This is a genomic window from Streptomyces sp. NRRL F-2580, from assembly GCF_000720115.1.
Taxonomy (GTDB): Bacteria; Actinomycetota; Actinomycetes; order Streptomycetales; family Streptomycetaceae; genus Streptomyces.
Genome location: NZ_JOIR01000042.1, coordinates 55015 through 76276 on the forward strand (window position 1 = coordinate 55015; position 21262 = coordinate 76276).

14 protein-coding genes and 4 pseudogenes are annotated in these 21262 nt (G+C 67.5%); 8 read left to right on the forward strand and 10 right to left on the reverse strand.

Translation table 11 applies throughout. From position 1 onward, the window contains the following. Positions 1-135 precede the first annotated feature (135 nt). Genes IF88_RS45905 through IF88_RS0133460 form a run of 4 tightly spaced genes read right to left on the reverse strand, consistent with a single transcriptional unit; the run spans position 136 to position 6965 of the window. On the reverse strand, positions 136-2967 hold the full coding sequence (locus tag IF88_RS45905; protein WP_324617224.1) for a TIR-like protein FxsC: 2832 nt from the start codon (positions 2965-2967) through the stop codon (positions 136-138). Further along, positions 2960-3913 carry an AAA family ATPase gene (locus tag IF88_RS0133450; RefSeq protein ID WP_030721188.1) on the reverse strand — a complete coding sequence of 318 codons (954 nt, stop codon included), beginning with the start codon at positions 3911-3913 and terminating at the stop codon, positions 2960-2962. The genes IF88_RS45905 and IF88_RS0133450 overlap by 8 nt, the downstream gene beginning before the upstream one ends. Beyond that, positions 3910-5922, reverse strand: a complete 2013-nt coding sequence (locus IF88_RS0133455; protein ID WP_051837998.1) for a hypothetical protein — start codon at positions 5920-5922, stop codon at positions 3910-3912. The genes IF88_RS0133450 and IF88_RS0133455 overlap by 4 nt, the downstream gene beginning before the upstream one ends. A gap of 56 nt (positions 5923-5978) precedes the next feature. Next, complete coding sequence (locus IF88_RS0133460) at positions 5979-6965, reverse strand: hypothetical protein (RefSeq protein ID WP_051838000.1); 987 nt, start codon at positions 6963-6965, stop codon at positions 5979-5981. A 1639-nt stretch (positions 6966-8604) separates the two neighbouring features. Here IF88_RS0133460 and IF88_RS0133465 point away from each other — a divergent pair. Next, positions 8605-8832, forward strand: coding sequence for a hypothetical protein (locus tag IF88_RS0133465; protein WP_030721205.1), 228 nt, complete (start codon positions 8605-8607; stop codon positions 8830-8832). Positions 8833-9252: 420 nt separating this feature from the next. On the opposite strand, the gene IF88_RS0133470 is transcribed toward IF88_RS0133465, so the two are convergent. Continuing rightward, entirely contained in the window at positions 9253-10290 is a 1038-nt protein-coding gene (locus tag IF88_RS0133470) for a tetratricopeptide repeat protein (protein WP_234323787.1), read from the reverse strand. Positions 10291-10745: 455 nt separating this feature from the next. Between IF88_RS0133470 and IF88_RS0133475 the strand changes: the two genes are divergently transcribed. The 5 genes and pseudogenes from IF88_RS0133475 to IF88_RS46905 all read left to right on the forward strand — a co-directional run bounded on the left by IF88_RS0133475 (position 10746) and on the right by IF88_RS46905 (position 16658). Next, a complete protein-coding gene (locus IF88_RS0133475) occupies positions 10746-10889 on the forward strand; it encodes a hypothetical protein (RefSeq protein ID WP_158754736.1) in 144 nt (47 codons plus the stop codon). Positions 10890-10959: 70 nt separating this feature from the next. Next, on the forward strand, positions 10960-12066 hold the full coding sequence (locus tag IF88_RS0133480) for a hypothetical protein (RefSeq protein WP_030721214.1): 1107 nt from the start codon (positions 10960-10962) through the stop codon (positions 12064-12066). Beyond that, the gene (locus IF88_RS0133485; RefSeq protein WP_030721217.1) at positions 12063-12428 is read left to right on the forward strand and encodes an ASCH domain-containing protein; all 366 of its coding nucleotides are present in this window, start codon (positions 12063-12065) and stop codon (positions 12426-12428) included. The genes IF88_RS0133480 and IF88_RS0133485 overlap by 4 nt, the downstream gene beginning before the upstream one ends. A 429-nt stretch (positions 12429-12857) precedes the next feature. After that, positions 12858-13576: pseudogene (locus IF88_RS44535) on the forward strand (NAD-dependent DNA ligase LigA); the annotation flags it as partial. Between the two features lie 937 nt (positions 13577-14513). Then, entirely contained in the window at positions 14514-16658 is a 2145-nt protein-coding gene (locus IF88_RS46905) for a hypothetical protein (RefSeq protein WP_158754738.1), read from the forward strand. Between the two features lie 295 nt (positions 16659-16953). On the opposite strand, the gene IF88_RS48580 is transcribed toward IF88_RS46905, so the two are convergent. Next, complete coding sequence (locus IF88_RS48580) at positions 16954-17148, reverse strand: transposase (RefSeq protein ID WP_234323788.1); 195 nt, start codon at positions 17146-17148, stop codon at positions 16954-16956. Positions 17149-17547: 399 nt separating this feature from the next. Next, entirely contained in the window at positions 17548-17766 is a 219-nt protein-coding gene (locus IF88_RS0133510) for a hypothetical protein (RefSeq protein ID WP_158754741.1), read from the reverse strand. Positions 17767-17883: 117 nt separating this feature from the next. On the opposite strand from IF88_RS0133510, the pseudogene IF88_RS48585 reads away from it, so the two are divergent. Beyond that, a pseudogene (locus IF88_RS48585) lies at positions 17884-18084 on the forward strand (hypothetical protein); the annotation flags it as partial. Between the two features lie 82 nt (positions 18085-18166). On the opposite strand, the gene IF88_RS45920 reads toward IF88_RS48585, so the two are convergent. Next, positions 18167-18619: a carboxylesterase family protein gene (locus IF88_RS45920; RefSeq protein ID WP_324617225.1), complete on the reverse strand. Its 453-nt coding sequence runs from the start codon at positions 18617-18619 to the stop codon at positions 18167-18169. 407 nt (positions 18620-19026) lie between these two features. Here IF88_RS45920 and IF88_RS49710 point away from each other — a divergent pair. After that, positions 19027-19230 (forward strand): annotated as a pseudogene (locus IF88_RS49710) (MerR family transcriptional regulator); the annotation flags it as partial. Between the two features lie 711 nt (positions 19231-19941). Here IF88_RS49710 and IF88_RS0133525 read toward each other — a convergent pair. Both IF88_RS0133525 and IF88_RS0133530 read right to left on the reverse strand, forming a co-directional pair. Further along, the gene (locus tag IF88_RS0133525) at positions 19942-20838 is read right to left on the reverse strand and encodes a Ku protein (RefSeq protein ID WP_078893305.1); all 897 of its coding nucleotides are present in this window, start codon (positions 20836-20838) and stop codon (positions 19942-19944) included. Between the two features lie 255 nt (positions 20839-21093). After that, positions 21094-21262: pseudogene (locus tag IF88_RS0133530) on the reverse strand (alpha/beta hydrolase); the annotation flags it as partial.

Consider the following 21262-nt stretch of genomic DNA (forward strand, 5'->3'; position numbering starts at 1 on the left):
GCTCGACGACGTCGGCCTCCTCGATCTCTCCCGCGCAGTGCTCCACCCCGCCCACCGTACGTGCCAGACGGAAGATGCTACGGAATCCTGCCGTCGGCGGGCTCGGTCCGCGCCCGGACGTCAGACTGCCGTGGGTCAGTGTTCTTCGGGCTCGTCCGGGAAAAGGGGTTCGGGTGAAGGCGGCATGGCTCGCATGGGCCCGCGCAGCCGGGGCCTGGGCTCCTTGGGGTCTTCGGACGGGTAGGCCTTGGTAGGCGGGTAGGCCTCGGCGTGCCTGAGGTAGTCCTGGTAGGTTGCGGCCACGACTTGCGGCATCACCGCGCCAAAGTCCTCCATGCCGAGCACGCCCCGTGCTGCGGCCGAGGAGTTCCCCAAGGTCCGACTCATCAGATTCGGAAGCGTGCGGTTCATGCTGGAGGCCAGCTCGACATCCGAGGCGTGACTCTGCCGGTCGTAGCGGCTCCAGGCGATGACCAGGCTCATTCCCGCGGGGTTCACCGCCTCCAGTGCCGCCAGTCCGTCCCGCAAGGCCGGCACCTTTAGTGCCCACCGGTCCACGAGCAGGATCAACGGCCCGCGCGGAGGCATACGGTTGTCGGCCCTGGAGAGCTCCTCGTCGAATGTGGACATGTTCACCTGGTTATTCAGGTGGAACGCCAGCTCGGTGGCCATGTGTGCCAGTGGCCTCCTGGAATCGGAGTAGTACGGATTCCAGTCGTCGGGGTTGTCGCCGTAGTAGCGGGCGTCACGACCCTCAGGAAGGTCGCGCACGGTGGGGGCTACCACGGCGATCCGCAGATTGCTCTGATCCGGGGACAATGTCAGAGTTTCGAAGGCACTCGGAGCCGCCCGGTAGTCGACGCGGCGGCCGACGGAGATGTTCGCGGTGTCCGCTACGCGGACGATCTGCTTGGCCAGTTCGTACACCGCACGCTCGTACTGCTCTGCGTATCCGCGCAGTTTGATCAGACCGTAGAGTCCGTCGGTCGCGTATCGCTCGCCGAACACGCTGTGGTCGAAGTCCAACCTCCTTGCAACATACGGGAGGTGGTGCGGTGGCACGGGAACCCATGAGGCGGGAACGATCGCCTTCACCGTCGAGGCGCTCCGTGCCTGGTGGTAGGCAGTCCGCTGGGCGAAGGCGAACCACTCCTTGCCGCAGGTCTCACTGGCGAAGTAGCGCGGGGAATAGAGGGGTACGAACGTCCGGCAGGTCGCCAGCACCTCTCCAAGGCGGTCCGACCAGCCCTCCCCGGAGCGGAGTTGCCGGTCCATGAACCCCACCGGGTATCCGGACGGCAGGTCGGTCAGAGCCATGACATGGGAGGACAGGTCACGGAAGAGCCGCTGGACCCACATATCCGGGTCTGCTCTGGTTTCGCTGAAGCGCGGCGTGTGCGCGTAGCTGAGGAAGAAGTACGGTCGCTCGTCACCGTGATCCGCCACCGGGTTGGCCGCCGGACCCAGCGACTGCAGGGTCCGCGGGGACACCTCCGCGAACGGTGCGCCGCCGGACGGGACCTCCGCATCCCCGTCCGCATCGGGGACAAGTGCCGGAAGGCGCGACGCGGCGTCGGCGTGCTCTGCGATGAACCGGCTCACGGTGTCCCTCGTGCGCATTGCGTCGCGTGCGCCTAGGCGGGGAGCCAGCCGTTCGCGGACACCGTCCCGGAAGGTCAGGATCGGGCCGCTGGCCGCCAGCCCGCCTTCGTCGACCGACACCAGGCCGCCGACGACCACTTCGGCCATGTCGGCCGGGCTCGCCTCCGGGACCAGTTCCTGTCGCACCAGATGCAGCACCCCCGCACTCATCCGCGGGTACGTGGAGCAGAGCACGGCCAGCCGGACTGCGGGCGCCGACGCCCGGTGCAGGAAGGCGTCAACCAGCTGGACAGCATCCAAAGGCATGTTCGGAGGTGCCGGCGTCCGGTTCACATCGCCCGGCGCCGGGACCAGGACCGCTTCGCATCCCTCGGGGTCTCCGCGCATGAGTGTGCGGGCCCAGCGCGCGAAGGAGCGCGGTGTCAGTCCGACGACCGGCAGCGGCATCCAGATGGTCCGGCGGTCGCCCGGGAGGTCGAACACCTCCTCCATCAGCGGCGGCGCCAGGAAGTGCAGGCGAGCGTTGGGTACACCGGGCGCCCCGGGGGTCGTGACCTTGACCGCCGGCAGATCGAGTCCCGTGTGCCGCCAGATCTTCGGCGGCAGCGGGTTCACGAGCACGGTGGGGGTGGAGCCGGCCCAGCCGTGAATCCGATCCCACAGCCCGTCCTCGCCTCCGGCCCCCGATACGTAATCTGAGAAGACGAGCACCAGCCGCCGCTGCTGCGCAGTCCTGGACCCCATGTTCCCAGCGCGGGGCTCCGCCTCCCAGGCGTTCACCTCCCGGACCCGGAGCGTCCGGAAGGCGCCCGTCGTGGCGAGGATCTTCAGCAACTCCTCGACGGTATCCCCCCACACGGCCATGGTCGGGGACCGATCGAGGACGACGGTCAGGTCGAACCAGCGCTCCGGTGCCGGGCGGAACGCGGGGAGGAGCTCTCCGCTACGTGCATAACCGGACACCGTCTCCCCGATGTCCAGCTGCTGCCTGCGCCCCGACGCCCACGGCCGTCGCAGCGGACGCAGGGCGCGGGCGATCTCCCGGGCTCGGGGCAGTGCGGATGCCCGGGGTACGGACACCTCCCGGGCGGGCACACCGTCGCCGTCGGGACTCGAAGGGCCGTACACCGGAGTCGTCAACAGCCCCCAAGAGCTCAGGCGTTCACGCGGATCGACAGCCCCGGAGCCGTCCGCGGCCGGGCTCGGGTCCGCCCCACCCTCATCCTCCGCACGAGCGCTCCGCGCACGGGCGGCGAGCCAGAGGAGCTCGGCGACGGAGAGTCCGTCCAGGTCCCGGCCGAGTCCGTGGAGCGCCGACACCACAGCCGCCAGTGGCTCCCCGGGCTCCAGACGTTCCTCAGGCACCCGAGAGGTCCTTCATGAGGAGGGCGATGAGCCGCTCGCGTTCGGTGCCCTGCGACCGGGCGGGACCGTTCAACAGATGCAGGGTGCCCAGGAGCTGGTCGACGGCCACGCTCTCGCCCGACGCGACCCGGCGTACGAACTCGTCGACGAGTTCCGCGGTCGGCCCCGATTCGCCCACTTCCAGCCCAAGATGGCCGTGTACCACGTCACGGATGAGTGCGGCGGTCGGCTTGGGCATGGTGTAGCGCACGCAGCGGCGCAGGAAGGGCGCGGGCAGCTCCTGTTCACCGTTGCTCGTCATCACGATGAAGGGGAACTCGGTGCACTGCACGTGTCCGTCCTCCACCGCGTGCCGCACATCGCTCTCCCAGGTCCGCACGCGGGCGGTGTGCTGTTCCTCGCGCATCAGCTCGGTGATGCGGAACTCCCCGCGTTCCAGGACGTCGAGGAGGTCTCCCGGCAGGTCGAGGTCTGCCTTGTCGATCTCGTCGATCAGCAGCGCGCGCGGACGCTTCGACGGCAGCAGCGCGGTGCCCAGGGGCCCGAGGGTCAGGAAGGCCGCTACATCGTCCACCCCCGCGTCCCCGCCCGCCTGCGCCTTCTCCTGCTGGATCCGGTGGGCGTGGATCCGGCCGAGGGCGTCGTAGCGGTAGAGCGCGTCTGCGAGGCTGCTGCGCGAGGTGATGTGCCAGAGCAGTACGGGCCCTAGCCCCAGCTCCGCGGCGACCTGCTCGATCACCGTGGACTTCCCAGTGCCCGGGCCGCCGGTGATCAGCAGCGGCCGACGCAGCGCGAGGGCCGCGTTCACCGCCTCGGTGAGCCCAGCTGGCGGCCGGAACACGCCAGCTGCCGAGTTCCTCGGGAATGTGCGCCAGGGGGGTGGTTCGGGCAGGGCCGTGTCGCCCCTCGGTACGCCGTCGCCCCGGTAGTACGCATCCTGGGTCATGGAGTCCCCTCATCTCGGGTACGGGCCGGGGGAGTCACGGTCCTGAAGAACCGGCAGAAGCGCAGCCAGTCCTCGTCGTCCCAGACCGCCCGGAGGTCGGCGAGGTCCGCGCCGGAAACTCCGCGCCAGCGGTCACGGTAGGCACGCGCGAGGGCGCCCGGCATGGCCCACCAGCTCCGGTCAAGGCAGCCGTGCCGCTCCCGCGGGAATCCGTCCGGCGCGTGCGGCCACAGCAGGACGGGCGTATAGGCGAGCAGCATCTCCATGAGTCGGGCGTCGGCTCCGGGGTGCTGGGTAAGGCCGATGCCCTGCGTGTAGCGGCCGCTACGGAGGTGCCCGCGCAGGAGGTGCGGATCGGCAAGGTCCTCGTACGCGAGCCAGTCGACGGGCGTACCGGCCTGGTGCTGCGAGATCGACTCCCAGCGCTCGGCGACGACGGGCTCGATGCTGCGCAGCACGGCGTCTGGTGTGAGCCGGTTGCTCCAGTGCAGCCGCACCTCGTAGCGGACCCCCAGCAGCATGGCGACTCCGGCCTCCTCGGGCCGCCAGGCCAGGAGCAGCCCGCTGGGCACCGCCAAATCAAGCCGTTTCAGCGGGAGATCCAGCATCCGGGCATGCTCCTCGGCCCACAGCACGGCTTCCTCGACCGCGTTCTCGGCGCCCCTGCGGTCCGCCGTCTCGCTGGGGAACTGCTCGTGGTGGATCATCGCACCGTCCAAGAGCAGCCATCCGTCCAGCACTTCGGGCCAGTCACCGGTGAGAGAGGAGTGCAGGCTGACGACCAGGCCGAGTCGCTGACCCTCCGTACGCCGGACGGCGTGCTCGATGGCATCGTTGACTTCGACGAGGGCTTCGATCTGCTGTGCCCAGGAACGCAGTTCGGGCTCCTTGAGGTCCTTCCCGCAAGCCTGGCCGAGCAGCGCCACGAAGCGGGCGACGGCGCGCCTGCCGTCCGGGTCGGTGGCGGGATGGTTGAAGGTCAGCTCGTCGATGACGGCGACGTCGGTCAGGTGGGGGTTGTCGGCCGGCAGCCGGCCCTCGGCCGCGAGCATGGTGTGCAGGGCGTGCCGAATCCGGGTGGTGGTCAGCTCGCTGCCGGTCCAGCCCCGAACGAACTGGACCGTGCGCACTGCGACGAGCAGACCGTCGACGCCGCGCAGCGCGCGCTCACGGGCCGCGGCGGGCGGGTGCGACAGGAGCTCTGCTCGGCACCGCAGGGCCGCTTGCAGGTCCGGGGCGGCGTCGGGCACGGCCATCCGCGGGTCCACAGCAGAGAGTGCCTCGGTCAGCTCCTCCGCGGCGAGTCGGCCACCGAGCCCGCCGAGCAGGCCCTCACGGACCCGGGCATTGCGCGCGATCCACAGCGCCTCTCGGGCCGAGCCGTCTCCGTCGTAGTCGAATCCAGTGACGTTCTGGCCGATGACGACGGTGCGCAGGGCGTCGCGCACGTCGCTCACGCCCAGGGTGCCGCCCGCCCCGGGCCGTCCGGCGCGCAGGAGTTCGGTCAGGTGCCGGGAAAAGGCGAGATCCACCGCCGACTGGCTCAGGGACGAGGCCATCAGCAGGCCTAGCCGGGTGCGGCCGTTGCGTGCGCCCCCAGCGAGGTCCTCGGCCGGGGGCGGCGCCCCGCCCGCGTGGCAGGTGTCGACGAGGCCGAGCACGCCGTCGATTCCGGGGTGGTCCACGGCGACGGCCAGCAGATCGCTCACGTTCACGGAGTCGTGCCGGAGGTCTTCCGTGGAGTCCTCGCACATGAGGTGCAGGGTGCTGGTCCGGCCGGGCGTGAATCCGTGGCCGAGGAAGGCGAGGACCAGCGCGGCATGGTGCCGCGCCGCGTATCCGATCGCCTCATCCACCGTTCCCCGGACGGTGCTGCTGGTCAGGCCGTCACCGGCGACCAACGCTCTGAGCCCGTTCGGCAGTCCGGGTTCGCACGCACCGATCGAGGGGTCGGTCAGTACCTCGTACAGCCCCGTGGCCGCCTCCTCCAGTCGCTCCAGCCGCACCATCGATCCACAGTGTGGGGCCACCACCAGGACGTGACGACGGCCGGTCAGACTGCCTCTCACCCGGAGCCGCCGTCGCTGGCAGGTCCACCCGCCGTTCCCGCCAGCGCTTGCGCCACGGGACCGGCGACGGCCGGCTGGGCGAGGTACTTCTCGGCGTCGTGGACCCAGGTTCCGTCAGAGTCCACGCGCCGGCTGGTCGGGGTGACTCCGCGGCCGTTGGCGCGTAACTCCCGTTCCAGGCGGGGCCGAATGGCGATGATGTCGTCCCGGTCCCAGAAGTTCAGCCATTCGCCGACGCTCTCGGGGACACTCGGGGGCTGAGGAAGGAGACGGGGCCACACCACGGTCCGCGTGGCGATCGGCGATCCGAGGGTTACGAACAACGTTACAGGTATGGCGAGTTGGTGCAGAGTCTCCAGGGCGACGACCGAACCCAGGGAATGCGCCACCACGATGGCCGGTCCGTCCCCGATCGCCTCGGCCACCCTGGCGCGGATCCGGCGGTCGAGGCTGATGCCCTGGGCGTCGGGCTCGGCGCGCGCCAAGTAGCGCGCCACTTGGCCGAGATGGCTCACCATCATCTTGGGTGTGATCCATTGGGCGGCGGCGCCCCACGGCTTGAGGGCTAGCAGTGTGGTCGCGACGTTGAGCGCACGGCGTACCACGGCCAGGCTGCCCTGTTCCTGCGCTCTCGGCTCGGCCTCGGCCCGGGCGTGATCGAGGATCTTGCGGTTCCGCGCGTCGGAATGCTCCGCGTCCAGCCCGTCCACCCATGCGACGAGCAGATCCGAAAGGATCTCCGCCTCCGCCCCGGCGCCACCGGCGACGCCGGGGGCGTCCCCGCCCTGGGCCTGCCCACGCCCGAAGAGGTCGGCGTAGTGGACGAACGCGTGCCTGCCCGGGTCGTTGGAGATCAGGCCAGCGGTTGCGGAGTGCCCGGCCCCCCGCATCCCAGCGGCCAGCGCCCGAGTCCAGGCGGTGAGCTCCTGAGCCGGGTTGCGAAGGCCGCCGATCCCGTGGACGAATACCAGGCGCGACTGCATCAACCGCCTCCCCCATGGCAAAGCACAGTGTCCACGCAGGCTAACAACCGACGGAGGCATGTGGGCCCTGATCGCGATACACGGCTGTGCCGGGCAGTGTCCCTTGGTGATGAAATTCCACAGGCGGCCCGGGAGGAAGGGCAGTTCCGCGCGGAGGACAAAAGACGAGATGTGGTACTCCTCGGTTGCAGCCGGGGGCTGGCTAGCCGGAGCCGGCATCGGCTCGATTGCATGGGGGGCGTGCCGCGCTGGCCTGGGCTCGGCGCCGCATCGCGGCACGAGTTTGCTCATGGCCGCGAACGTAGGACTTAGGTCCGACAGCGGCGCGGGGAGTTGTCCGGGTGGCCCGCCCGGGGGAGTGCGCTGCTCGAAGCCCGGAAGGCGGGCGGACGACGGGATCGGGCTCGGGGCGCTCCCCAGAGGAAAGGCAGGATGCCCTTCCCCATGTCCCGGTGCAGCTCGATGTAGTCGATGGCGCCTTCAGCGAAGGCGTACACCTTTCCCAAGGCGGGGTCCAGGGCGAGCAGTGATGTGAAGAGGTAGGCGAGAGTCCACCATGGCCGGCTCTCGTAGGGGCACTGGAGTCCCTAATGATCGAATCGGCTTCCGATGGTGACTGCGTCGATCTCGGGCGCGTAGGGGTCTTCAACGTCCGCGCGTGCGGTGAATACGTCTTTCACGCGGGGAGTCCGATCGTACTCAGGAAGTCTGCGGTGCGCGGTTCGACGACTGCGGCCCCTTGGTGGGGAAAGTAGGTGACGCCACCAAGGCCGTAAGCGTTGATCAGGTCCTCTGGGGTAACAGTCAAGTTCACTTCCGGCCCTAACTGGTCTATTTTCCGTTCGTGGCCGTTCTGCGCGTCGAGATCAGCGTCCCCCACGGCCCCTGCGCATCCGTGAGCCTAAGCGCCGTACGTGGGCACGCGCCGGCCGCTCTTCGCCTGACCGCCCCGCCACCAGGACCTCGACGCGCCGGGCGCCGCCGTTCCCGGGTCTGAGTGGCACGGGCGGCTGGCTCTTGACCTCCTTCGACGGCGCCCGGATGGAACCCGGCAGCGTCCTCGGCGCGGCAGCCCGGGTCTTCGCCGAGGGCGACAAGACCCGACCCTTCGCCCGGCTCACGGACGGGCCCCCAGGACGTCGCCGAACATGCGCAGGCACGCGGAGAATGGCAGCGAAGGCTGCGGCGACCCCCGCGACGAGGCCCCCGGCAAAGGAGATGCTGGGGGCCTCGTCGCGCTCCCGATCGGCGTGTCGAATTTGGTCATACGAACGGGCTCCCACCAGATTTGATGCGCCGTGACCTCGGTCACACATGAACGTCGGAACCTGGAGAAGTCCAGCTCATCGAGTGTCAGGAGCACCTGCTGACGACTGACACATAAGAGTAAAACGCCCCTGGTGGGAGGCTTGAGAATCTTGAAACGTCTGAGCTCGTTCACCCTTCCGAATTAGGGAACATGCTGGTCGGACACGGTGTACACCATGTCCGTGCTGGACAGTTCGGCCTCAGCGGAACCCAACTCCGCGCGTAGGATGGACAATGTCCAACAGCCCGCGCGGGTGCTGGGCCAGCCGGGGGTTCACGGACCCACCACCGGTCGGCCCAGTGGTGAGCGGTCCGGACAAGGATCGATCCGATGACCCGAGGACCCGCCGACTCTGAGCCTGTCGAACCCGAAGACCCGCAAGGGCCGGAAGGCGAGCAGCACGAGGAGGCCCCCGGGGAAGAGGACCGCTCGAAGCGTGGGAAGGCCATCGGCTCGGAAGCCCTCAGGTTCGCCCTGAACGGTTTCGCGGACGATGTCGCTGACGGGCTCGTATGGGCTGCTCAGCAGGCGTGGGAGTTCGGCGCCAGCTTCCTGTAAAACACGCAACGCCCCCCAGGTGTGCAACCACCTGAAGGGCGTCAGAGCGGGATCTTGCTCCCAACGGTTGCCCTCGCCCGCCTTGGTCGGATGGTGCGGGGGCTTCCGTGTTTCCCCCGGAACCACTGGACCAGGGGAGACTGTGTATCGATCACCGGGATGGAACTGTCCGATCCCAGCAGCACAAGATTTTAAGTTCTCCGTGTCGAGCATACCGCTGACTTGCCTCCTGCGACTGCCGACCTTGCCCTCGTGACCTGGCCACCCGGACGCTCGCGTCACGCACGGCCGGACCGAAGCGCCGGGGAACTGCAGGCCGCACCTGGGCGCGCTAGTGCTCTCAGGCCGCGGGTTGCGGGCAATGCCTGGCTCAGCTTCGCGAAGGCCGAGGCGCACGCCACGGCCTACGCGGTCCCGTGCTCACGCGTCACCAAGGAGTACGGCGGCCCGGCCGTCCAGCTCGGCGACACCGGGAGCCTTGCCGTAACGGGAGAGGCGGACCCGCATGTCCGTCATGGCGTCGGTGATCTTCACGGACTGGACGCCGTCCGCGCAGTCTATGAACTCGGACCACGCGGTCAGGGCGCCGTCCAGGTCGCCCTGGCGAAGGTGGACGTCCCCGAGGTCGCCGAGAACGATCGCCCGGGACCGCCGGCGGTCCAGGCCGTGGACGTCGAGTGCGTGCTGGAGATGCTCGTGGGCGTCTTCCAGGTCGCCGAGACGGGCGAGGATCATCCCGGCGTGGTGGGCCCACCGGCCGGTGGAGAAGTGGCTGGCCCAGGATTCCCCGGGGGCGGCAGTGGCCTTTTCGATGGCGTGCTGGGACCGGGCGAGGGCGGTCCGGGCCAGACGCGGGTCGCCGTCCAGGGCGGCCGCGTCCGCGAGGGTGGTCTGGTAGTAGGCGACCGCCTTCGGTTCGTCCAGGCGGTCGGCGTAGTCCACGCACCGCTCGGACAGCCGCAGGGCGACGGCCCGGCCGCGCGGGCCGAGGTCGATCGCCTGGGTGGCCATCCCGCGCAGGGCGGTAGCGGCCAGCTCGGCGGCGCCGGCTTCCTCGGCGAGGGCGAAGGCGTGCGCGTAGTAACGCTGTGCGAGGCCCTGGTGATGGTCGTCGCCGCCTTCGTCCTGGGCCATCCACCCGCACAGGTGGACCAGCTCGGACGTGGCGGCGTACAGGCCCCGGCCGGTGGCCTCGGTGTACCGGCCCTCCAGCCACGGCCCGACGCTGCCGGTCAGGTACTGGACGGCGAGCTGACGAACATGAGCGCCGCCGTACTCGGCGGCCGCGTCGCCGAAGGTACGGGTCATGGTCCGGATCGCGGCGACCTCACAGGCCCCGACGCGTACGGCCCCAGACGGCGCGGTGGATACCCGGCGGGTGACGGCCTCGGCGTCTGGGAGCCCCAGCGCCGACAGGGCGAACGAGGCCGTGGCGGCCAGCACCGTTCGACGTTCCACGTCACTCCTCCCGAGGGCCAGCACTCCCGCCACCGTATCCATCGAAGCCTGGTTCGGATCACCCGAGTTGACAACGCCACCCCGTGTCAGGTCCAGCTGTAAAACCTGCACCACGAAGGGAAGCCACTGCTCCGGAGAGGGCTTCCGCTCGCCCGTCATCCAACGGCGGGCGTACTGCCGCTCCAGGCCGTCGGGGCCCCGGCCGGCGGCCAGCGAGACTTCACGGGCCAGCTTCGTGGGACCCCACCCGCGTTCCTCGCACGCTGCCCGGATCCGGTCCGTGATCGTCGCCCCCTGCACCTGCGTCCCCCTGACCTACACGGGCCTACAGAGACCTACAGGATGGCCCCTCCTCCCGGGCGGTTACAGCCCGTTGACTGAACATCACCCCGCCCGGTCCGCGCCCCGTGGCCTCGAGCGGGGGCCACCAGCGGAGGAAAGCGAGCGAGGACAAGATGAGCCCCGACCCCGAACAGTTGGCCGCCGAGGACAGCCTCGACCCCAGCCCCGACCCCAGCCCTGAGCTGCAGGCCCGCGCCGAGAGCGGCATGGCCCGCTTCCTGGAGTCCTGGGAGGCGGACGCCGAGGAACCCCGGTGACTGCGGCCCCGCGCAGGCCGGCCGCCGACGAATGCAGCCGCGACACCCCGACGTACTGGAGGCAGCCCTGATGGACTCCGTCGTTTCGTCCCCGAACAGCGTCCTCGCCAACGCCCTGGGCCAGGTCGAAGACGTCCTCACCCCCTACCTGCGGGCCGCGCGACCGAAGCGCGTGGAACTGTGCGTGGGGACTCAGATCAACGGCGTGCCGCACATCGGGACGTCCCTGGTCCAGGCGTTGACGTTCGCCCTGGCGGCCCGGTTGCGAGACCGGCACCAGGTCCGCGTCCAGGTCGCCTTCACGGCCCTGGACAACGCGCCCCACGAATCCGTCCAGGACCCGGCCTCGGGGCACATTTACCAGCGGGCCCTGGCCCACGCCTTCAACCCGGCCACCGTCGACAGGCAGATCGACTCCCTGTACCGGCCGCTTTTCGACGCCCTGTCATCGAGGGCGGCGGTCTCGTACCGGCTGGAGACCTACACCCAGCAGCAGGCCGGCCCCGGGTTCCGGATGACGTGGCTGCGGCTGCTGCCCCGGATAGAGGCGGCCCGCTGGTGGCTCGCACCGCCGACGGGAACGCCACATCTGCGGGTGCCGTGCCCGGCCGCCGGGTGTGGGTGGGCGGAGAAGCACGCGGAGCGGACCACCGTCCGGCCCGGCCAGGACCAGGCTGCCACCGTCGCAGCGGTCTGCCTCCAGCACGGCCCGTACGACGTCGTGATCAGGACGGGCGGAGGCGGGTACCTGGACCTCTCCACCCTGTACCGCAACCTCGTGAAGGAACTGGCCGTTCAGCTCACCCCCGACACCCTCACCGTCATGATCAAGGGCGCCGATTGGATGCCCGGAACACTGCTGGTCAACGGAGCTTTGACCGCCGCCGGCCTGACCCCGGGGCAGATCCCGGCCAGGGTCTTCTGCCCGCAGATCGTCACCGCCACCGGCGCGAAGCTGTCCAAGTCGCTCATCCGGGAGGGCCGGGCGGAGCCGATGGACCTCGGGGACGAATGGATGCTCGATACCCGGAAGTGGCCCGGGAGCCCGGATTCCTACGCCGCCCGGCTGCTGGATACCGCTACGGTGCTTCTCTCGCATCCCCGCCACTTCTTCCGGGACTACTCCGCCCAGGAGATCGCCCGGCTCATGGAGACCAGGAGCGTCCACGCCCGATGAGCGACACCCCCGCCACCACCCTGCACGAACTGAACCTCTACCAGCGCTATTTCGACCTTGTGGCCAGCGGCCAGAAGACGATCGAAGTCCGGGTCAAGTACCCGAAGCTGGAGGGGATGGAGGCGGGGGACCTCATCCGATTCCGGGTCAAAGGCACCGATCAGACGTGTCTGGTCCGCGTACTCCGCGTCGCGGAATACACCTCCTTCACAGACCTTCTGGACAGTGAAGGACCAGCCCGGGTCAATCCAGCCAGCACCCGAGAGGAACAGCTGACGAACATCCGAGCCATCTACGGGCCGGAAAAGGAAGCCCTGGGAGCCCTGGCCATTCAGATTCAGCTGACGACCCAGGACGCCTAACCCACGCATTCCGCAGCGCGAAGGCCCCACCGAGAGCCGCGAACGCATCGGCGACTCCACTGGCCGGATGACCACCGAGGGCCCCCGACACTGTCACCCGTGGTGCCCGCCGCGCCGAGCCCACCGCCCGCCCCGGCGATGTCCGCCCCGACGGCGCCCCGTGCTGGACCGGCCACTCGCTACACCGCGGCTTCGCCGCTCTGCTGGGGCCTCGCGGTCGACGAAGCGGAGCAGGACCGGCGGCTCGACATTGCGGCTGGCTGCGGCGGCACCGATGTGGAGTTCACCCCCGCCCCCGTAGGGCTGTGCAGGCCGTGGGCACCCCGACGGGGCGGCGGCCCACGTCTGCAGCCTCTCGCGGATGTTGGAGAGCCCCATGGGTGTGTCAGGGGGACGTGGTACCCAACGGCATCGGTTGTTGGGGCCGGGTGGTGTGTGGAGCCGAAGCTCGACGGCCTCGAGGTGGCAGCCCGGTACCGGGGAGGCCGGCTCGTTCAGGTCCTCACCCGCGGCGACGGCCTGGCCGGCGAGGACATCACCCACGCAGCCGACGCCGTCCTCGGTCTGCCGCCGGTACTCACCCAGCCGATCGACGTCGAGCTGCGCGGCGAGGTGCTGCTGACGACCGCGCAGTTCGAGGAGGCCAACCGGATCCGGCTCGCCCACGAGGCCACGCCCTTCGCGCACCCACGGAGCGGAGCCGCCGGCACCCTGCGGGCCAAGGACCGCCCCTACCGGATCGAGTTGACCTTCTTCGCCTACAGCGCGATCGGCATGGACGACCTCGGCCACGTCGCTCTGCTGGAGAACCTGGCCGCGCTCGGCGCGAACACGGCCGCCGCCCCGATGCGGTACGAGACCGTGGAACAGGTGCAGGAACGCATCGACATGATCGCCGGCCTGCGCGCAGACCTGCCGTTCGGGATCGACGGTGTCGTTGTCAAGGCCGACACGGCCGAGGACCAGCGGCAGGCCGGCACCGGCTCGCGCGCCCCGAGATGGCGGTGGCCCGGAAACTGGCGGCCGAACACAAGGTGACACGCCTGCTGGCGGTGGAGTGGAACGTCGGCCGGACCGGGATCATCGCCCCGCGCGCCGTCCTGGAGCCCGTGGTCATCGACGGGGTGACGGTCACCTACGCCACCCTGCTTCCGTCGGGGAGCGCGGCTCTGCGTGGCTGAATGAGTCTCAATAAGTGCAGCTCAGATGCCCTACGCGTCGGAGGCTATCGAGTGCAACAGGTGTCGTGCAAGCGTGTCGCAGATCTTGTGACGCTAGCGCTATGACCAGAAGGGTTCGCCGGTAAGCCCGCGTCATCCGCTGCTGTGGACGCACGACGGAGGACCGCAGCTCGTACTCGGTCGTACTCGCGTCCGGCAACGCAGCGAGATGCCGTGCCGGCGTCGAGGGCCGGTGAACCTTCCGGTCACAGGTCACCTGTGCGGCCCCTCGCACGGGTACCGACACCGCGGTCACCAGCGCGGCCTCGGCCTCCTGAGGGTTGAGCGCGGGGGCAAGGCCGAGGTGAGGCGGCCGTCGCGGCCTCCATGTGTGCGGCCTGCGCGACCAGCCGGGCGACGACCGACGGGGCGTTCGGCGCAGGCACGGTCACAGGTCCTCTGGCCGCCGGATCGAGGTCCGACTCACGGCCGGCAGCGGGCTGGCGTCTCGCCACCCGTGGTCTTGCGTACCTGTTCGTTGACGACCTGGACTTCGATGAGGTCGTTGGGCTGGCAGTCGAGGAGTCGCGCAGAGCCGCGAAGGTGTCCATCTACATCCGCTGCGGTGGCTGCATGACCAGGCGGAAGACCTGCTCGCGCGAGAGGGTGACGCCCCGTTCGGCCAGCAGCGGCACCAGGTCGGCCAGGGAATCGCTAGCCAAGTTTCTTGTACAGCAGCCGGTTTCGGTACTCGTCCGAGATGCCTGTCGGCAAGTCCTACCCCGCTCTGACCGGTACGACGCGAGATTCACTGCGCATGCGCTTGGCTCTGGCTTGACACCCGCAGCCGGTCCTCGTCCACTGGATAGTGGGGGCCATATGTGCTTTGGGGCGCTACTCAGGTCAGTCGATCCAGGTGGGACTCATGAGCCAGAAAATCTGGGTAACCGGAGACCAAACCATCGACTGGGCTTTGATGCCAGACGGACGATATACCACCCGAAGTGCCGATGACCGCCTACACGTGGCGATGAAGCTCTATTGGCATGCCGGAGGGGCTTTTCAACTGGCCTCGCTCAGTAAGGCTGCATTGCACTATGCCAGGCAAGGAACAGCAAGAACCGTTCGGCCTGCACTTTCACTAAAACAAAGGGACATAACGGCCTACGGGAGTAGTTACAATCACTCGTTTTCAGTCCTGCGGGACTATGGGGGTGTGAAGCGGGTTGAGCAATTCCTAGGCTTTAGGGGTCACAACACCCAGGTCGAGCCTGGACCTCTAAAGTTTCCATCCCCGCCAAAGAATGGAGACGCTGAAGTCATCCTGATCGATGATGCGGACTTGGGCTTCCGAAATAGCAAGAGCGACTGGACGAAGGTCATCGAACTTGCAGAAACGGACGCCTGTAAATGGGTCCTACTGAAGATGAGCCACGGCATCAAGGATGATCATCGCGATACGCTATGGAATGCTATTCGCCAGCTACTAGGCACAAGCGAAAATCTCAGGAAGAAACTGATTGTTGTCACGGCCGCATCGAGGCTACGTGACGCCGATGCGGAGATCAGCAAAGGCCTTTCCTGGGATCAAGCAGCTGAAGACGTGCTTTACGAGATCGAGAATCACAACAAGCTAACAACACTTAGAGCATGCCCTCGCCTAATTGTTTCATTTGGACCGAGTGGTGCGATTTTTATCGAGCACGACGAAGTGGGGAGTTTGAAGTGGCGCCTGACGTACAATCGCGAGCTACTAGAAAGAGAGTGGACCAATGCGCACAAGAAAGGCATGATGTTCGGTTATGGCAGCGTGCTTTGCTCTGCCATAGCTTGTGAGCTGGCAACGTCGAGGGATGGCCCGGAATTCAATAGAGCAATAAAGCGCGGCCTTATCGCAATGCAGAAGCTTTATGAACAAGGGTTTAAGACTCCCTCAAGTGGGGATCTCGACCGCCAGTTCAGAATCCCTGATGAAATCTTCGAGATCAGTAAAGAAGACCTACTGGACAAGCAGTTTTGCGATACTCCAGCGGCGCCGAGAATTGAGCCAGCGCATAGCAGGAAGGTAGACTTCCCGCCGATCCTCTCTGCGTCAAGCCTCAATTTCTCTGATCGATTGAAGGTTGCTCTGCAGGGCAAGGACGGACTGCCAAAACACATACCTGTCGGGTGTTTTGGAAAGCTTGTCACGGTCGATCATACGGAGATCGAGTCTCTTCATCAGGTCTACAATTTGATCGACACATACTGCATTGAGGTTCCCCTTAACGAAAATCCGTTGGCAATCTCAGTTTTCGGAGCCCCCGGCTCCGGAAAGGGATTTGCCATCAAGCAGCTCACCGCCCCCTGGATGAGGGACAATGACGGAGAAAGGAGTACTATTGCGCCTTTGGAATTTAATCTCTCTCAACTTAACACTGCATCTGACCTTGTGGGCGCCCTTCACCAGGTTCGCGATATCGCCCTGGATGGCAAAGTTCCCCTAGTTTTGTGGGATGAATTTGACTCACCCCTCGAAGGTCAGCCATTGGGGTGGCTTCGGTACTTCCTCTCCCCCATACAGGATGGAAAATTCCAGCAGGATGAGGTAACCCACTTGATCGGCCCTTGCATATTCGTATTCGCCGGAGGGACCAGCGAAAACTTCGAAAAATTCAAGCAGGAGGTAAAGCGCCTGGATGCCGAGGGTCGAGGTAGTAAAGGTGAAGACTTCCTAAGCCGGATGCGGGGGAATGTAGATATCCCTGGAGTAAATCCACCGTCTGGGACAAGTAAGCCTGGGCCAACCGTGATGCTTCGCAGAGCCCTTGTCCTCAATTCAATGTTTGACAAATTCAAAATAGCGAATGATGGTGAAAAATTTGAGGTAGAGGAGGGAGTGGTCCAGGCATTCATGGAGGTGAGTAGATACGAGCACGGCGTTCGCTCGATGGAGGCAATTATACGAATGAGTAATCTTCGTGGCCGGGAGCGCTACACTCGGGCTTCGCTACCAAGTCTCGAGCAGCTCAAGCTGCATGTCGACGGAGAAGAATTCTTGGAAAAGATGCGAAGTCGTCGGCATAGTTAACGCTGCAAACTTCAAGGGATGTGACACCGTTACGAGATGTCTGCCAAGCATGGCGGAATCTGGGTGTAAATGAGAATGCAACGTCGTGCGCACGGTCGCAAATATTGATCAGAAACTCAAATGGTTCTCGTTGAGGGTTTACCGGACGTGGGGCCGCCGAAGTAACCCGCGGACGATGCGGGACTGGCGCTGGCGTCGGTGGAAGAAACGGCGGGTCTCAGCGGCGAGTTGGGCTTCGTCCCGACCCCGGCTGCTGGTCGGCGGGCTGCGCTTGAGGTCGACGTTGACCAGCTCGTCAGGGTTCAGCTGGGGCAGGCAGGAAGTGCAGCTCGACCTTCTCGGCGTGGTCGGCCAGCCAGGCGCGGACTTTGCGGGAAGGGTGCGCGGAGTGCCGGTCAAGCACGAGGTGGATCTTGCGGTCGAAGTTGCCGGCGAGGCGGTCGAGGAAGCGCGACATCACTGCAGCGTCGAAGGTCTCGGTGAACACCATGAAGTGCATCTGGCCTGGTCGGCGAAGACCATCTCACCGCCCTCGGCCCTCGGCCCTCGGCCAAGTCTCCTCGTGCTACCTAGCGGACCCCACTGCCGGGTCCTGCTCGACCGCGTGCTTGTCAGGCCGTTGGTACGACAGCCCCCAGCGCTGAGGTGCTTGCCCACTCCCGGGTCGGTCAGCCGCACCCGGTACAGCTTCCCGATCAGTACCCCGACCCGGCCACGGTCCACAACTGACCCGAAAGGCGGACGTTCGCCCTCGGTGCCAGAAACGAAGTTGATGTGATCATCGGTCACCTGCTGGCTTGGGTCGAGTCGACGGCTGAGGTACTGAGCTGGGTCGAGAGCTGAGAGAGACGCCTCCTCGATGACGGGGGAGGCGTCGTCTTCAGGTTGGTCAACCTGCCTGGTTGAGGGCCCGAGTCAGGTCGCGGTTGGCGGACCTGGCGGCGTCCAGATCCTCCACGGCCTCATCGAGCTTGAGCTTGAGGTCTCCCCTTTCCTGCTCCAGTTGGACGACTCTCTGCTGGAGCCTGTCGATGCCGTCGGGGGCACCGAGTCCGGAATCCCTCCAGGTCTGCTCGCCCATCACCTGCGACAGTCGTTGCTCGAGCATGCTGATTCGGCCCATCAACCGGGCATTGCGTTCGTTCGCGACAGCGCCGGGACACCTTGATCAAAGTGTCTACGAGTCGAGGCCGTAGCAGCGACCGTCCGCACCCGGCCAGGCGGTATGGGCAGCCGCGCAGCGGGGTACGGGTGTGGCGTGGGATGCGAACGGCTGGTGTTCGACGGCTGGATCGCCGGCGTCGGCACGGGGTCCGGTACGCGCGTGATCGTGGGCCACTGGCCGCGGTCACCCTTCGGGCCGTTCAGTGACGTGATGCTGGAGCGCGCCGACGGGTGGCGCACGCTGCTCGCCCCCACCGCCCGGACGTTCAAAACCTCCCCCCCACCCCCCTTTGCTGGAGTAATTCCCATGGCTCGTTCGCGGTTCGGCGGCGATCCGGGCAGAGTCACGCTGTTCGGTGAGTCCGCGGGCGCCCAGCGTTCGCCCGCACCCAGCGCAGGGCGGCCTGCTGGTCCGCCAGGCCGAACGGCGGAGCGGCGCCCAACCCGGAGTGGCCGAAGTAGCCGAAGATCCCCAACCGGTAATTTACCGTGACGACGATGGCGTCACCCTGGACCGCCAGCCGTTCAGCACTGTAGTCACTGCCGGAACCGCCCAGGAACGCACCGCCGTGCATCCACACCAGCACGGGCCGCTTCTTCGCGGCCGGCTTCGCCGCCGACACCGTGATGTTGAGGTAGAGGCAGTCCTCCGAGCCGATGACCGCGCCCGCACCTGGTGTCGGCATCTGCACACAGCGTTGAGCCGGCCTTGTGGCGTCCCGGACACCCTGCCACGCGGCGGCGGGCACGGGGGCACGCCAGCGCAGCGGTCCGGTCGGCGGCGCGGCGTAGGGAATGCCGTCGAAGTGGTGTACGAGTCGTGGGACACGCCGCGTACCAGGCCCTGCTCTGTCCGTACGACCGTACGGCCCTGGCTCTCGGAGTCAGGGGACGCGGGGCCTGCGCCGGCCGCGGGTGCGGCGGTGGCCGACAGCAGTGCCACCGCGCACAGCAAGGGGAGGAGCGCCACGCGGAGTCCGGCTTTTCCGTACGGACGCGGTGCTGTCATGGTCGGGGGCATACGTACCACCGTTCTTGGGGGGGGTCCGGGACGGGACGGCACGGGACGCGGTGGCACGCGGCAGTACGCGGCCGCACCGGTCCGGGCAGGCCGGAACGAGATCTGAGCTGTGAGAACGGTGCGGACCGACTCGTCACCGATCAATACGCTAGAACCTCCCGCGCACTGGAGGTTCAAGGGACTGTGACACGAGACACGTGGAGCATCGGAGAACTCGCGGCCGGAGCGGGCCTTCCCGTCAAAACGCTCCGCTACTACTCCGACAGCGGTCTGCTGCCGGTGGCCGCTCGTAGCACCGGTGGTCATCGGCGCTACGGCCCCGAGGCGTGGGAGCGGATCCGGCTCATCAGACGCCTGCGGGCGCTGGACACCCCGATCGCGACGATTACGCAGGTGGTCACGGGGGAGTGCACGCTCGGCGAACTGGTGGCAACCGAACTCGAAGCGGTGCAGGAACGACTGACCGAACTGCGGTGGCGGGAGGCCACGCTCAGGTCACTGGACGACTGCCCGGGCGAGGAACGGCACCGGCGCCTGGAGATACTCTCCCGAGTGCAGCGGCTCCCGGAGGCGCACCGCACGCTCACTGATCACTGGTACCGCGAGCTGTCTGCGGCCATGCCCAAGCCTCGACTCGGCATCATGGTCGCCATGCTGGCCCCCGCCCCGCCGCAGGACCCCGTCCCCGCCACGGCCCTGGCCTACGCCGAGCTGCACCTGCTCGTTTCCACGCCCGGCTTCACCCGCTGGACCCAGGACCACGACGAAGAGATGAGGGACGGGCCGGCCTTCTACGCGGAGATCGACGAAGCCGCCGCGCTGACGGCCGCCGCTCTGGCCCAAGGCCTGCCGCCGGGCGCCGGCGACGCAGTGGACGCGTTCGTGTCCGCCCACGCGCGAGCCCGGCGGGAGTCGGACACCCACGCCTTCCGCGCACATCTGCACGGGCTGGTGTCGCGGTCATCCGGCTTCGACCCCCGACTGGAGCGGTATTGGGCTTTGGTCGGCACCGCTACCGGCCGGGCGCGTCCTGAACATGACCGTGGCGCATCGATGGCTCACCGACGGACTGTCGATGTCGATCGCCGCAACGAACACCTAAGAGGGCGTCTTCTTCGCGGGTGTCTTTTTCGCGTCGGTCGTGGTGCCGCCGGTCTTCTTCGCCGCCGCCTTGCTGGCGGTGGCCTTCTTCTTGGCGGGCATCGCATGTACGGTGGCGGGCTCGCCGCGGGTGACCTTGGCCTCCTGGACGGACTTCTCCAGCATCGCCATGAGGTCGACGACCTGCGCAGAGGCGGGCTCGGCCGGTTCGAGTGCCGGGGGGCGTTCGCCGGCGGCCTTGGCGGCGATAACCTCCTCCAAGGCGGTCCGGTACTCGTCGCGCATCTGGCTCATGTCGAGCCCGGTCAGGGTCTCGGCGAGCGCGACGGCCGCGTCGACCTCCTCCTCCGTGACCTGCACGTCGGGGACCGGGACCTGGTCGGTGGAGCGAATCTCGTCCGGCCAGAGCATCGCATGCAGCGCGATCACGTCGTCAAGGACACGGAGCAGGCCCAGGCGCTCACGGTTGTGCCACGCGAACTTGGCGACGGCCACCTTCGACGAGCGCTGCAGCGCCCGGCGCAGCAGCTCATACGGCTTCGCGGCGACGCCTTCGGCGGCGAGGTAGTAAGAGGCGCCGATCTGGATCGGGTCGATGCTCTCGGCCGGCACGAAGGAGACGATCTCGATCGCCTTGGCGGTGAGCAGCGGCAGGTTGTCGAGGTCCTCGTCGGTGACGGGGATGAGGGTGCCCGTCGCGGTCTCGTAGCCGCGGACGATCTCGTCCTGGCGCAGCGGCTGCCCGTCGATCTCGCACACCTTGCGGTAGCGGATCCGGCCGCCGTCGGCGGTGTGGATCTGGCGGAAACTGATGTCGTGCGACTCGGTCGGGGCCACCTTGATCGGGATGGTGACCAGGCCGAAGGAGATCGCACCAGACCAGATGGGACGCACACGCACCTCCACGTACAGGCCCCCTCCTCCAGCGTTGCACCGCGTCGGTCCGGCCGCGTGAAGTGCGGGTCCGTACGGGCGGGCCTCCCGGGGCGCCAGCCTCCTCGTGCTCAGTCTCAGTTCCTGTGACTGAGCACCACCGTTGGCGGCTTTCGCCAACTGTGGTGCTCAAATCCACCGTCGGCCATGAAGGTTCTCGGACAGTTCCTCGGTCATGGGGGACGCACGCCTCTCCGGCGGCGGAGCAAGGCAGCGTCAGCCGTTGAAGAAGTCGCCCAGGGTGGCGGAGAGCGGGCCGGGGGCTTCCTCGGCCACATGGTGGCCGGCGTCGATGCCGTGGCCCCGGACGTCGTCGGCCCAGTCGCGCCAGATGGTGCGCGGGTCGCCGTACAGGTCCTCCAGGTCGTCTCGTAGCGACCACAGG

Bases quoted from the DNA above. Each gene is read 5' to 3' on its own strand.
- IF88_RS0133450 (WP_030721188.1), bottom strand. From the start codon at position 3,913: ATGACCCAGGATGCGTACTACCGGGGCGACGGCGTACCGAGGGGCGAC.
- IF88_RS0133455 (WP_051837998.1), bottom strand. From the start codon at position 5,922: ATGGTGCGGCTGGAGCGACTGGAGGAGGCGGCCACGGGGCTGTACGAG.
- IF88_RS0133460 (WP_051838000.1), bottom strand. From the start codon at position 6,965: ATGCAGTCGCGCCTGGTATTCGTCCACGGGATCGGCGGCCTTCGCAAC.
- IF88_RS0133465 (WP_030721205.1), top strand. From the start codon at position 8,605: ATGACCCGAGGACCCGCCGACTCTGAGCCTGTCGAACCCGAAGACCCG.
- IF88_RS0133475 (WP_158754736.1), top strand. From the start codon at position 10,746: ATGAGCCCCGACCCCGAACAGTTGGCCGCCGAGGACAGCCTCGACCCC.
- IF88_RS0133480 (WP_030721214.1), top strand. From the start codon at position 10,960: ATGGACTCCGTCGTTTCGTCCCCGAACAGCGTCCTCGCCAACGCCCTG.
- IF88_RS0133485 (WP_030721217.1), top strand. From the start codon at position 12,063: ATGAGCGACACCCCCGCCACCACCCTGCACGAACTGAACCTCTACCAG.
- IF88_RS46905 (WP_158754738.1), top strand. From the start codon at position 14,514: ATGAGCCAGAAAATCTGGGTAACCGGAGACCAAACCATCGACTGGGCT.
- IF88_RS48580 (WP_234323788.1), bottom strand. From the start codon at position 17,148: ATGGTGTTCACCGAGACCTTCGACGCTGCAGTGATGTCGCGCTTCCTC.
- IF88_RS0133510 (WP_158754741.1), bottom strand. From the start codon at position 17,766: ATGCTCGAGCAACGACTGTCGCAGGTGATGGGCGAGCAGACCTGGAGG.